We start from the raw sequence: 12,585 nt of genomic DNA, 5'->3' as shown, positions 1-12,585 counted from the left end.
CCGACGCGCCATGTGCGATCCCTGACAACGTAAATTCAGCCCAACACAATTTCAGGGAGGGGCCGATGGCCGCCGGGATTCCGCAGACGGGACTGCAACTGCTTTCGACGGTGAAGAGCTCAGGCGAACTGGAGCTGCGGCTCGCCGAGATCCCCATCGCCCCGCCCGCCGGCGACGAGGTGCTGGTCCGCGTCGAGGCCTCGCCGATCAACCCGTCGGACCTCGGCCTGCTGCTGGGCCCGGCCGACGTCTCGACGCTCAAGCAGGCCGGCGGCGTCACCACCGCCAAGGTGCCGGAACAGTTCCTCAAGGCCCTGGCCGCGCGCCTGGACCAGCCGATGCCCGTGGGCAACGAGGGTGCGGGCGTCGTCATCGCCGCGGGCCCCGACCCCAAGGCCCAAGCGCTCGTGGGCAAGACCGTCGCGATCCTGGGCGGCGCCATGTACGCCCAGTACCGGACCCTGAAGGCCGGCGACGTGCTGCCGCTGCCGGCCGACGCGACCGCCGCCGACGGCGCCTCGTGCTTCGTCAACCCGCTGACCGCGCTGGGCATGACCGAGACGATGCGGGCCGAGGGCCACACGGCGCTCGTCCACACCGCCGCGGCGTCGAACCTCGGGCAGATGCTCAACAAGATCTGCCTCAAGGACGGCATCCCGCTGGTGAACATCGTGCGCAGCGCGGAGCAGGCGAAGATCCTCACCGACATCGGGGCCAAGTACGTCGTCGACTCCACCTCGCCCAACTTCCAGCAGGAACTGACGGACGCACTGATCGAGACCAACGCCACCATCGCCTTCGACGCGATAGGCGGCGGCAAGCTGGCGAGCCAGATCCTGTCGGCCATGGAGGCGGCCGCCAATTCGCGCGGCGGGGCCTACAGCCGCTACGGCTCCAGCGTCTTCAAGCAGGTCTACATCTACGGCTCGCTCGACCCGCGCCCGAGCGAACTCGCGCGCAACTTCGGCCTGTCGTGGTCGGTGGGCGGCTGGCTGCTGACGCCGTTCCTAGCGAAGCTGGGCGCCGAGGGCGCGGCGCGCCTGCGCCAGCGCGTGGTCGACGAGCTGAAGACCACCTTCGCCAGCCACTACACGGCCGAGATCTCGCTGGCCGAGGCGCTGGATCCCGCGGTGATCGCCGCCTACCAGAAGAAGGCGACGGGCGAGAAGTTCCTGATCAACCCGGCCAAGGGCCTGTAGCCAAAGAAAAAGCCGGACGGTCCAGGAGGGAGCCGTCCGGCCGAAGTGTGTTGGCGGGGAAGCTGTCCCGGAATGACATTCCGCACGGCTTCGAGGGGCTCAGCTGCAAGTCGGGCGCCAGGTTTCCTGCGCCATAGCGGCACGCTGGCGCTTGCTTCGGCAGACGATCGACCGTCAGCGGCCGAAGTGCGGCTGGTTGTGCGGCAGCGTCACGGCGTCGGGCAAGCTAACCACCCGCGCGTAGCCGCCGTCGGCCTCGTGCCGGCGCGCGCCCAGACAGGCGCCGCGGCGGGCGTCGCCCTCGCTCCAGTAGGCGGCGAATGCCTCGCCTTCGCGGGTGACGCGCCAAATCCCCCTGTCCGAGGCGATGCGGAATGTGGATCGGGACGCACGAAGGAACTTCAACAAGGAATTCTCCAATCCTGTAGAGCCTTGAAGTGCATCTACAGGAATATGTTCCAATATTTCCGGCAAATATTCATACTTTTATTTTTACTCGAACGGCGCCCCATAACGTGCTATATTGTATTTACTTACACATATATTTGATCGGAAGCTAAGCCATGGTCGTTCGTAAAGAATCTCCCGCCGCAGCGCCGCAAGTCCCCACGCCCGTCGCCTATCGCGAGGCCCAGTGGGAGAGCGAGGGCGGCGCCCTGCAGCCCTTCCCTGCCAAGCCCTTCGACCCGACCGAGCAGCCGCGGCTGTATGCCGACCTGCTGGCGGAAGCCGACCGCCGCCGGCGCGCCGCCGACGACAAGGTCGTCCAGGGCATGGTCGCGCCTCGCTATGGAGACCTCTAGGGGGCGCCCCCTCGGGAGCCGCCGACCTGCTGAAGGGCTGTCCCCCGGCCGGTCCAATGCCGGCCGCGCCGCGTGAGGTCGCCGAGCGCCTCGGACTGGCGATCGTCGCGTCCTCGATGGCGCCCCTGCTGCTGCTCGACGGCGACTTCCGCGTCCTCGCCGCGAGCACATCGTTCTGCCGCACCTTCGGAACAGAGCCGGTCCCCGGTGAACCGGTGTTCAACCTCGGCGACGGCGAATGGAACGTCCCGCAACTGCGCTCGCTGCTGCGGGTCACCCTCTCGGGGGCGGCCGACATCGACGCTTACGAAATGGACCTGGACGCCCCTGCGTACGGCCCACTTCGGCTGGTGCTGAACGCCCACCGCCTGGACTACGGCCTGGACGGCGCGCCGCGGATCCTCTTGACCGTCGTCGACGTGACCAAGGCCAGGCGCGCCGAGGCGCTCCAGGCCGCCGCGCTCGCGGAGAAGGACGACCTGCTTCGGCAAAGGGCGCTACTGCTCCAGGAGGTGCGCCACCGCGTCGCCAACAGCCTGCAGATCATCGCCAGCGTGCTCCTGCAGAACGCGCGACGGGTCAGTTCCGAAGAATCGCGCGGCCATCTGCGCGACGCCCACCAACGGGTGATGTCGGTCGCGGCGCTGCAGCACCAGCTGGCGGCCTCGAGCGTCGAGGGCGTGCCGCTGCGCGACTACCTCAGCCACCTCTGCGAGAGCATCGCAGCCTCGATGATCGCCGACCCGTCGCGCATCTCCCTGACGGTGGAGGTGGACGATACGGTGGTCGAGGCGGACGTCTCGATCAGCATCGGACTGATCGTCACCGAACTGGTCATCAACGCCCTGAAGCACGCCTTCCCGCACGATCGCCGCGGGGCGATCGTGGTCGTCTACGCCGCGGGTGACGGGGATTGGTCGCTGTCGGTGACGGACGACGGGGTCGGCATGCCACCCGCGCCGCAGCCGAGGGCGGGCCTGGGCACCAGCATCGTGGAAGCGCTTTCCCGACAGCTGCAGGCCGTCGCGTCGGTCGAGGACCGACGTCCGGGCGCGGCGGTCTCAATCGTCCACAAGCGGGCGGTCGTGGTAGTAGCGCCGTTGCCGATATGAGCGACCCCAATACATAGCCCCGCAGGAATTCATTCCACGTAAGACGGGTAGGTTCCTCGGAACGACATAATACTTTGCGTTGGAGATTGAGGGTATTATTTACACAATACCTTGTATTGTCTCAACGAGACCCCATATCCATGTTTCGAGAAGGGTATGCCCCTTCTCAAGGAACCCCACTTCATGCGACTTCACCTTGTGACCGCCGGCGTCGCCGTCGCGGCCCTCATCCCCACCTTCGCCATGGCGCAGCAGAGCTGCGAGCAGCGGCGCTCCCAGCAAACGGTCGGCACGATCGCCGGAGCCGGCATCGGCGCCGTTCTGGGCAGCGCAGTGGCCGGGCGCGGCGACCGCACGGCTGGCGCGGTCATCGGCGGCCTCGGCGGCGGCCTGATCGGCAACCAGCTCTCGAAGCCGGGCGCGGATTGCGCCCACGCCTACGGCTACTACGACAACTCCGGCGCCTGGCACGCCAGCACGGTCAGCCGCCAGGACGCCCGCGGCTACTTCGATCGCGAAGGCCGCTGGGTCGATGGCGCGCCCAACGGCCACTACGGCCGCGACGGCCGCTGGATCCAAACCTCCGACGAGTCCTCGGGCGCGGGGTACCACGATAGATACGGACGCTTCGTCCCGACGTCGGCCACCGGCTACTACGCTGCTGACGGCCGCTGGGTCGCGGGCGCGGCGAGCGGACACTACGACAGCCGCGGGCGTTGGGTCGTCGGTCCCGCGACGGGTCGCTATGACGAGCGCGGCCGGTGGATTGCGGGCCGACCGCACCAGGCCAGCGACGTGCAGCCGGGCCACTGGAGCGACGGCCAATGGCGGCCGGGCGCGGTGACGGGCTACTACAACAGCCGGGGCCGCTGGGTCCACGTCGAGGCCGACGTCAGGCCGGGCGCGCATCGGGGTCGGCAGGGCGACATCAGCAGCCGGCAGATCTGGCTCGACGAGCGGATCCACCGTGGCCTGAACGACGGCAGCCTGACCCGCAGCGAGGGCCAGCAGGCGCTCCGAACCCTGGCCGAAATCGGCCGCCAGGAACGCTACCTGCGCAACCGCGGCGGCCAGCTCCGGCCTCGCGATCAGGTGACCATCCACGCCCGGCTCGACGATCTTACCGAGAGCGTCCGCATCATGGGCCGCGGCCCGGTGCGCCAGTACTGATCCAAGACGCCGGCCAACCTTGACCTTGGCCGGCATCCAGGACGGCCCCAGCCCTGCGTAACTGGGCTGGGGCCGTTTTTCCGTGTGCTGCTCCCGCTCTTGCGTGACCTGCGGTCAGGCCCTTCCTATGCGTTCCCAGGAACCGTCGGAGGACGCCGTGAAGATTGACCTCCTGTCCCCCAACAGCTTCGCCGGCGGCCAGCCGCACAACCAGTTCCAGTGGCTGCGCGAGCACGAGCCGGTCCGCTGGCACGACGAGCCCGGCGGGAAAGGCTTCTGGGCGGTGACCCGGCACGCCGACGTCTGGGCCGTGGACCGCGACTTCCAGACCTACTCGTCCGAACCCACGATCATGATCTCGGACCCGATCAGCGAGGCGGGCTCGTTCGGGCCCTACAAGATGATGCTGATGATGGACCCGCCGGAGCACACGGCGTTCCGCAAGCTCATCCGCTCCGAGTTCACCGAGCCGTCGGCCCGGCTGCGCGAGGCCCGCATCCAGGAGCTGGCGAAACAGATCGTCGACGCGGTGATCGCGAAGGGCGAATGCGACTTCGTGGCCGAGGTGGCCGGCGAGATGCCCTCGTACGTGATCGCCGAACTGATGGGCCTGCCGCTCGACGACGGCCGCGAGCTCTACAAGCTGACCGAGATCATCCACACGGCGCCGGAAGCGCTGCCGCCCGGCGCCGCCGGCCAGGCCGTGATGAAGATGTTCGAGTACGGGTCGAAGGTGATCGCCGAGAAGCGGGCGCGGCCCGGCGACGACCTGGCCTCCAAGCTGCTGGCCTGCGAGGTCGACGGCCACAAGCTGGCCGACATGGAGTTCCTGCTCTTCTTCATCCTGCTGATCGACGCCGGCGGGGACACCACCCGCAACCTGCTGTCCGGCGGCCTGCTGGCGCTGATGGAGAACCCCGAGCAGTACGCCTGGCTGATGGCCGACCTGCCGGGCCGGCTCGCCACCGCGCGCGAGGAGCTGCTGCGCTGGACGAGCCCCGTGATCTATATGCGCCGCACGGCCAAGCACGACGCCGAACTGGCCGGGCGCCAGATCAAGGCCGGCGACAAGGTCGTCATGTACTTCGGCGCCGCCAACCGCGACCCGGCGGTGTTCGACCGGCCCGACATGCTGGACCTGAGCCGCCGGGAGAACCCGCACATCGCCTTCGGCACCGGCCCGCACGGCTGCCTCGGCCAGCACATCGCCCGTATCGAGATCGACGCCATGCTGCGCGAGGTGCTGACGCGGATGAAGGATTTCGAGCTGGCGGCGCCGGTGGAATGGTTGCCTTCGAACTTCATCTCCGGCCCCAAGGCGATGCCGCTGCGGTTCCGGGCGGCGTGAACCCGGGCCGAGGCCGCATTGTCGACATGCTGAGCGACTTGGTTCGGAGTTGATGTCGTTCCGTCGCGCGCTCGCCGCCCTCACCGTCCTGCTGGCGCTCGCCCTGGCGCTCCCCGCGTCCGCCCAGCACGGGGCCGGCGTGCAGCAGGTGCTGCAGCGGGCCAGGGCGGCGAGCGGCGGCGCGGCCTGGAACGCGGTACGCGGCTACCACGAGGTGGGGACCGAGAACGGCCGGCCCTACGAGCGCTGGGTCGACCTGGTGCGCTGGGGTGAACGGATCGAGAATGGCGCCGCCACGGCGGAGGTCGTCCAGGGCTACAACGGCTTCGGTCTCTGGTGGCTGCCGCTCTCGACGCCGCGGCCGCCGGGGACCGACACCGAGCTGATGCGGCGGGCACGCTCGGACGCCTACTTCGCCGCCTACGGCTACTACTTCCCCGGCCGGTTCGATGTGAGGAGCTCGCGCCTGGGCGTGCGGCCCAGCGGCGGCCGCGACTACGACGTGGTGCGGATCCAGCCGGCGGGCGGCGAGCCGCGCGAGCTCTGGTTCGAGCGCGCCACCGGCCGGCTCGGCCGGATGGTCGAGGGCGGGTCCAATCAGCCCAAGACCACCGAGTTCGCGGACTATCGCAAGGTCGGCCGGCTGATGCTGCCGTTCCAGGTGACCATCTACGGCCAGGGCCGCGCCAGACCCGACGAGCGCCGGCTTGAGCGGATCGAGCTCGTATCGCCCGACCGCGCGATGTTCAGCCTGCCGCGCGTTCCCGCCCCTTAATGGGGAAGGTGGCGAGCCCAACAGCCGCCCCAACGGTTGTCATCCCGGTTTGGCCGCAGGCCAAGACCGGGACCCAACCCGGTCGTGCGCCAGTCCTCGCCAGGACGGCCCTGACGCCGGTGGCGATCAGCGATGCCCAGCCTGCAGCTGGTTGGGTCCCGGTCTTCGCTTCGCGAAACCGGGATGACAATCGAGGGTAAGGCGGCATTCCGTCCGACCCTACACCTCCAGCCTCCAGGCCTCCCCGTCGCGGACGATGTGGCCCGCGCACGGGGCGGCGAAGTGGGTGCCGATCACCAGCGTGTTGGTGCCCTCCAGCGCGCCGTAGACGCGCTTGCGGGTCGCGGTGGACGCCTGCTTGTCGAAGTCGACCTCGGCCGCCCATTCGGGCCGGGCCATCTGGCAGGGATGGTGGGTGAAGTCGCCGGTGATGAGCGCCTCCTCCCCTTTCGAGCGGATGCGGATCGAGACGTGGCCCGGCGTGTGGCCCAGGGTGGGCTCAAGGCTCACCTCGTCGCAGACCCGGTGGTCGGTCTCCACCAGGTCGACGAGGCCTGCGTCCCACACCGGCTTCACGCTGTCGTGGAAGTAGGACTTGGAGAGGTCCTCCACGCCCTCCTCCTCGGCCCGCCAGTAGTCGTACTCGGCCCGGCCGATCAGGTAGCGGGCCTGCGGGAAGGTCGGGACCCATTCCCCATCCACCAGCATGGTGTTCCAGCCCACGTGATCGACGTGCAGGTGGGTGCAGAGCACGGTGTCGATGCTGTCGCGCGCAAAACCGGCGGCCTCCAGGTCCTGCAGGAACGTTGTCTGCAGGTTGCTCCACGGCCCCATCTCGCGCTGTTTGTCGTTGCCAATGCACGTGTCGACGATGATCCGCCGGCCGGGCGCCTCCACGACCAGCGCGTGGATCGACATCTTCAGCTTCCCGCTCTCCTCGGCGAAGTGCGGGAAGAGCCAGGGGATCTCCTTCACCGCGTCGTAGGTGGCCTGGGGCAGCAGGAAACGCGTCCCGCCGCTCATCTCCATTTCCACGATGCGGGTGACGGTCACGTCCCCGATGCGCCACTTGAGCATGCGCGTCCTCCCGGTTTGCCGGGAGAGTGGCACGCCTTACCTGCGGGTCGCCAAGGCCTTTGCGACCACGGGCGCGAGGCGCGCGGCGATGATCGCCGCGCCGCGGGCGTTGGGGTGGATGCCGTCGGGCTGGTTCAGCGATGGCTGGCGGGCGACGCCGTCCAGCAGGTTGGCGTAGAGCGGCACGCCGTGGGCGCGTGCCACCGCCGGGAAGACGGCGTTGAAGTCGCGCGCATAGCCGCCGCCCACCTCCACCGGGGCCATGACGCCGGTCAGCACCACGCCGATCTTCCGCGCCTTCAACTTCTTCACGATGCCGTCCAGGTTGGCGCGGGTGCGCCTGGGGTCCTGGCCTTGCAGCAGGTCGTTCGCGCCGAGGGCCACGATCACCAGGTCGGTGTCCTTGCGGACCGAGAAGTCGACGCGGGCGAGGCCGCCGGCGGTGGTGTCGCCCGAGACGCCGGCGGCGCGCACCTGGGCTGGCGCGCCGAGCCTCGTGAGGGCGACCTGCAACTGGTAGGGCAAGGCCGCGCGGGCCGGCAGGCCGTAACCGGCGGTGATCGAGTCGCCCAGGACGGTGATCACTTTCGTGCGCGCGGCGGCCATCGCCGGGCCGGCGGCGAGGATCAGAGGCCATGCGAGGAGCGCACGGCGGCTATGTCTTGGCTTGGCCATGAAGGTCCTATGTAAGGGAGGAACTACGCCTCTCAACTCCCCGGGGTTCCGCTTGAACGATACGCCGCCGCTGGTTCTCGACGACGTGGGCCTGACGTTGCCGTCCGCCGCAGGGCCGGTGGAGATCCTGCGGAACCTCTCCCTGACATTGGCCGAGGGCGAACGTGTGGCGCTGGTGGGGCCGTCCGGGTCGGGCAAGTCGTCGCTGATCGCGGTGGCCGCCGGCCTGGAGCGGCCGAGCTCCGGGCGCGTGATGCTGTTCGGCCGCGAGCTGTCGCGGCTGGACGAGGACGGCCGCGCGAAGCTGCGGCGCGGGCGGGTCAGCCTGGTCTTCCAGTCGTTCCACCTGCTGCCCAACATGACCGCCGAGGAGAACGTGGCCGCGCCGCTGGAGATCGCCCGCCGGGCCGGCGCCATGGACGAGGCGCGCGCCTGGCTGGACCGCGTGGGCCTGGCGGCGCGGGCGCGGCATTATCCGCACCAGCTGTCGGGCGGCGAGCAGCAGCGGGTGGCGCTGGCGCGGGCGCTGGCCCCATCGCCGTCGCTGATCTTCGCCGACGAGCCCACCGGCAACCTCGACTCCAGCAACGCCCGCCACGTGGCCGACCTGCTGTTCGAACTGGTGGAGCATACCGGCGCCGCGCTCCTGATGGTGACCCACGACACCGTGCTGGCGCAGCGAGCCCAGCGGGTCGTCACACTGCGCGACGGGCATCAAGTGGAGGCTGCGTGACGCCACTGTGGCTGCGGTTCGCGGCGCGGGAGCTGCGCAGCGGGGTCAAGGGGTTCCGCATCTTCCTGGCCTGCCTGGCGCTGGGCGTGGCCGCGATCGCGGCCGCCAGCTCGACGGCCGAGGCGTTCCGGCGCGGCCTGGCCAGCGAGGCCCGCGAGATCCTGGGCGGCGACATCGCGGTGTCGGCGAGCCAGCGGCGGTTCCAGCCGGTCGAGCTGCGCCTGTTGGGCAAGCTGGGCCGGATCACCCGCGCGGTGGCGGCCCAGGCCATGGCCGAGGCGCCCAACGGGGAGCGGCGGCTGGTGGAGCTGCGCGGCGTCGACCCCCTCTATCCGCTGGCCGGAGAGGTGACGATCGTGGGCGCCCCGTCCCTCGCCGTGGCGCTGGAGCGGCGGGACGGCGCCTGGGGCGCGGCCGTCGAGCAGACGCTGCTGGACAAGCTGGGCCTCCGCGTCGGCGACCGGTTCCTGGCGGGCAACGTGCCGATGCGCGTGGGCGCGATCCTGGAGGCCGAGCCCGACCGGCTGTCGCGCGGTTTCCAGCTGGGGCCGCGGGTGCTGACGCGGCCGGGCGCGCTAGAGCAGGGCGGGTTCCTGAAGCCCGGCCTGCCGTTCGGCGAGACGGTGCGGATTTCCCTGAAAGCCGGGATGCCGCTGGAGACCGCCAAGGCGGACGTGCGCGCGACGATGCGCGGCTTCTACCGCATGCGCGACCGCAACGACGCCTCGCCGGGCGTGAGCCGGGTGATCGACCAGCTGGAATACTTCCTGGGGTTCATCGGCCTGGCGTCTCTGGTGGCCGGCGGCCTCGGCGTGTTCGGGGCGGTCAGCGCCTATGTGGACGGCCGCAAGCCCGCCATCGCCACCCTGAAGGCGCTGGGCGCCGAGAGCGGCCTGATCCGCGACATGTACCTGGCCCAGATCGGCTTCCTCGCGCTGCTGGGCGTGGCCATCGGCCTGGTGGTGGGTGCGGCGACGCCGCTGCTGCTGGGCCGGCTGGTCGCCAATGACCTGCCCGTGCCGGCGCTGTTCGCCGTCTATCCGGTCCCGCTGATGAAGGCGGCGCTGTTCGGCCTCCTGTCGGCGGCGGCCTTCTCGCTGGCGCCGCTGGCCAGGGCGCGCACCACGCCGCCGGCCAGCCTGTTCCGCAGCGACCTCATCGGGCGGCTCCGCTTCGGACCCGAGCTGATCTGCGCGCTGGCCGCGGCGGCGGGCCTCGCCGGCCTGGCCCTCGTCACAGCGCCGACGCTGCTCGCGGCCGCGATCATGATCGGCGGGACGGCGGCGGCGTTCGTCCTGCTCTGGGGCTTCGGCTGGCTGGCGGCGAAGCTGGCCGGACGCCTGCGCGGCGGCACGCGGGGCGCGGTGCGGATCGCGCTCGCCAACCTGGCCGGCCCCCGTTCGGCGGCGCGGACGGCGGCGCCGGCCATCGGCCTGGGCGTCGCCCTGCTGGCGGCCGTGGTGCTGATCCAGTCCAGCCTGCTGCGGCAAATCGCGATCATCGCCCCGCAGACAGCGCCGGCGCTGGTGTTCACCGAGATCCCGGGCGAGCGCGTGGCCCAGTTCGACGCGGAGGTCGGCCGCGCTTTCGGCCGCCTGCCCGGCCGCGACGCCTACCTGCGGGCGCCGCTCGTGACCGGCCGGATCATGGCGGTGCGCGGCGAGCCGATCGACATCAAGACCGTCCCGCCCGGCTCCCGCTGGGCCTATGACAACGACATCACCATCTCGGCCCTCGGCCCCGAGCCGCCCAACGCCGGCATAACCCACGGTCGCTGGTGGAAGGCGGACTACGCCGGCCCGCCGCTGGTGGCCATCGGCCGCGACCCCGCCGAGGGCAAGCAGATCAAGGTGGGCGACACCATCACCCTGCAGGTGCTGGGCCGCGACATCGACGCCAAGGTGGCGGTGATCCGCCGCGTCGACTTCGGCAGCTTCGGCGCCAGCTTCCCGATCGTGCTGACGCCGAACGCCCTGGAGGGCGCGACGCCGCGTCATGTGGCCATCGCCAAGGCGACGAAGGCGCAGGAGATGCAGGTCATCCGGGCCCTGGGCGCCGCGTTCCCCGAGGTGAACGTGATCTCGGTGCGCGAGCAGCTCGAGGCCGCCACCGACCTCTTCGACAAGGTGGCGCTCGCGGTGCGGGGCGCAGCCGCGGTGGCGCTCCTGGCGGCGCTTCTGGTGCTGGCCGGCGCCATCGCCGCCCGCGCCCAGGAGCGGACCCGTGAAGCCGCCACGCTGAAGGTGCTGGGCGCGTCACGGGCCCAGGTGCTCAGCGCGTACGTCATCGAGTACGGCCTGGTGGGCCTGATCGCGGGCGCCGCCGGGGTGGGCCTGGGCTACGCGGCGGCCTGGCCGGTGGTGGTCGTCGTGTTCGAGGCCGAATGGAGCGTGGACTGGGCAGGCGTCGCCGCCCTGCTCGGCGGCGCCTCGGGCCTGGCGGCGGTCGGCGGCCTGCTGGCGTCGTTCCAGGCGCTGTCGAAGCGGCCGGCGCCGGCGCTGCGTAGTGAGTGAGCACTGCGCAACAGTGTCGCATCGCTTTCCCGATAACCATTTGGCATTCGAGCCCGGCCAACGGTGAGCGTACTTCCTTCGCCCAGACCCGGAGCCGCCCGCATGAAATTCGAGTTCACGACCAAGGACCTGATCGAGTGGGGTTCGGCCGGGCTCGTGTTCCTTTCGGGCGCCATGACCGGCCACTACGCGGCCATCGGCATGAATGCGGTCCAGTGGGCGGGCGCAGCCGCCGCCGTGCTGGGCTCGGTGACCGTGGCGGTCGCCGTGCGCGTCTGGCCGCCGCAGCCCGCGAAGGCCGAGGACTGATATCCCTCCCTTGATGGGGAGGGACAGCTCGCGAAGCGAGCCGGGTGAGGAGGTGTCGATCCTCACCGACCTCAGCATTCCGGTCCACTCTCCCTCACCCTGGCCGCTCGCGCGGCCTGTCCCTCCCCGTCAAGGGAGGGAAGGGGCGATGTAGATCTCGCTGCCGAGGTCGTGGAACTTCTTCGACATCTCGGCCATGCCGGCGTCGACCTCGTTCTGCTTGCGCGCCGCGTCGCGGATGTCCTGGCTGATCTTCATCGAGCAGAACTTCGGGCCGCACATCGAGCAGAAGTGGGCGGTCTTGAACGCCTCCTTCGGCAGGCTCTCGTCGTGGTACTCGCGCGCCGTCTCCGGATCGAGGCCCAGGTTGAACTGGTCCTCCCAGCGGAACTCGAACCGGGCGCGGCTGAGCGCGTCGTCCCAGGCCCGCGCGGTCGGGTGGCCCTTGGCGAGGTCGGCGGCGTGGGCGGCGATCTTGTAGGCGATCACGCCGTCCTTCACGTCCTGACGGTCGGGCAGGCCCAGGTGCTCCTTGGGCGTCACGTAGCAGAGCATTGCGGTGCCAAACCAGCCGATCATCGCCGCCCCGATGGCCGAGGTGATGTGGTCGTAGCCCGGCGCGATGTCGGTGGTGAGCGGGCCCAGCGTATAGAACGGCGCCTCGTGGCAGTGCTTCAGCTGCTCGTCCATGTTGGCCTTGATCTTGTGCATCGGCACGTGGCCGGGGCCCTCGATCATCACCTGGACGTTGTGCTTCCAGGCCACCTTGGTGAGCTCGCCCAGGGTCCGCAGCTCGGCGAACTGGGCCTCGTCGTTGGCGTCGGCGATCGAACCGGGGCGCAGGCCGTCGCCCAGCGAGAACGAGACGTCG

13 protein-coding genes are annotated in these 12,585 nt (G+C 70.2%); 9 read left to right on the top strand and 4 right to left on the bottom strand.

From position 1 onward, the window contains the following. Window positions 1–65: 65 nt before the first annotated feature. A complete protein-coding gene (locus VGD44_RS13575) occupies window positions 66–1,199 on the top strand; it encodes a zinc-binding dehydrogenase (protein ID WP_331087881.1) in 1,134 nt (377 codons plus the stop codon). 174 nt (window positions 1,200–1,373) lie between these two features. On the opposite strand, the gene VGD44_RS13570 is transcribed toward VGD44_RS13575, so the two are convergent. Continuing rightward, window positions 1,374–1,607, bottom strand: a complete 234-nt coding sequence (locus tag VGD44_RS13570; RefSeq protein WP_331087879.1) for a hypothetical protein — start codon at window positions 1,605–1,607, stop codon at window positions 1,374–1,376. 155 nt (window positions 1,608–1,762) lie between these two features. Here VGD44_RS13570 and VGD44_RS13565 point away from each other — a divergent pair, with 155 nt between their 5' ends. The 5 genes from VGD44_RS13565 (at window position 1,763) to VGD44_RS13545 (ending at window position 6,407) form a co-directional block, all read left to right on the top strand. Then, window positions 1,763–2,002, top strand: coding sequence for a hypothetical protein (locus tag VGD44_RS13565; RefSeq protein ID WP_331087877.1), 240 nt, complete (start codon window positions 1,763–1,765; stop codon window positions 2,000–2,002). Between the two features lie 56 nt (window positions 2,003–2,058). Continuing rightward, a complete protein-coding gene (locus VGD44_RS13560; RefSeq protein ID WP_331087875.1) occupies window positions 2,059–3,114 on the top strand; it encodes a sensor histidine kinase in 1,056 nt (351 codons plus the stop codon). Window positions 3,115–3,297: 183 nt separating this feature from the next. Next, window positions 3,298–4,284: a glycine zipper 2TM domain-containing protein gene (locus VGD44_RS13555; protein ID WP_331087873.1), complete on the top strand. Its 987-nt coding sequence runs from the start codon at window positions 3,298–3,300 to the stop codon at window positions 4,282–4,284. Between the two features lie 157 nt (window positions 4,285–4,441). Next, the gene (locus tag VGD44_RS13550) at window positions 4,442–5,632 is read left to right on the top strand and encodes a cytochrome P450 (RefSeq protein ID WP_331087871.1); all 1,191 of its coding nucleotides are present in this window, start codon (window positions 4,442–4,444) and stop codon (window positions 5,630–5,632) included. 52 nt (window positions 5,633–5,684) lie between these two features. Next, window positions 5,685–6,407 (top strand): hypothetical protein, encoded by a 723-nt coding sequence (locus VGD44_RS13545; RefSeq protein WP_331087869.1) that lies wholly within the window; start codon window positions 5,685–5,687, stop codon window positions 6,405–6,407. Between the two features lie 219 nt (window positions 6,408–6,626). On the opposite strand, the gene VGD44_RS13540 is transcribed toward VGD44_RS13545, so the two are convergent. Continuing rightward, window positions 6,627–7,484 carry an MBL fold metallo-hydrolase gene (locus VGD44_RS13540; RefSeq protein WP_331087867.1) on the bottom strand — a complete coding sequence of 286 codons (858 nt, stop codon included), beginning with the start codon at window positions 7,482–7,484 and terminating at the stop codon, window positions 6,627–6,629. Between the two features lie 36 nt (window positions 7,485–7,520). After that, entirely contained in the window at window positions 7,521–8,159 is a 639-nt protein-coding gene (locus VGD44_RS13535; RefSeq protein ID WP_414694656.1) for an arylesterase, read from the bottom strand. A 52-nt stretch (window positions 8,160–8,211) separates the two neighbouring features. Between VGD44_RS13535 and VGD44_RS13530 the strand changes: the two genes are divergently transcribed. From VGD44_RS13530 to VGD44_RS13520, 3 genes are all read left to right on the top strand, one after another. After that, window positions 8,212–8,892: an ABC transporter ATP-binding protein gene (locus tag VGD44_RS13530; protein WP_331087865.1), complete on the top strand. Its 681-nt coding sequence runs from the start codon at window positions 8,212–8,214 to the stop codon at window positions 8,890–8,892. Beyond that, window positions 8,889–11,405, top strand: coding sequence for an ABC transporter permease (locus VGD44_RS13525; protein WP_331087863.1), 2,517 nt, complete (start codon window positions 8,889–8,891; stop codon window positions 11,403–11,405). Before VGD44_RS13530 ends, VGD44_RS13525 begins: the two co-directional genes overlap by 4 nt. Window positions 11,406–11,507: 102 nt before the next feature. Then, on the top strand, window positions 11,508–11,714 hold the full coding sequence (locus tag VGD44_RS13520) for a hypothetical protein (RefSeq protein ID WP_331087861.1): 207 nt from the start codon (window positions 11,508–11,510) through the stop codon (window positions 11,712–11,714). 129 nt (window positions 11,715–11,843) lie between these two features. Here VGD44_RS13520 and VGD44_RS13515 read toward each other — a convergent pair. Next, window positions 11,844–12,585: phosphomethylpyrimidine synthase ThiC (locus tag VGD44_RS13515; RefSeq protein ID WP_331087859.1), on the bottom strand; the 742-nt coding region annotated here is incomplete at its 5' end.

Source organism: Phenylobacterium sp., assembly GCF_036402295.1.
GTDB lineage: Bacteria > Pseudomonadota > Alphaproteobacteria > Caulobacterales > Caulobacteraceae > Phenylobacterium.
Note: the sequence above shows the minus strand (reverse complement) of the source record. Positions and strands in the feature narration are given on the sequence as shown.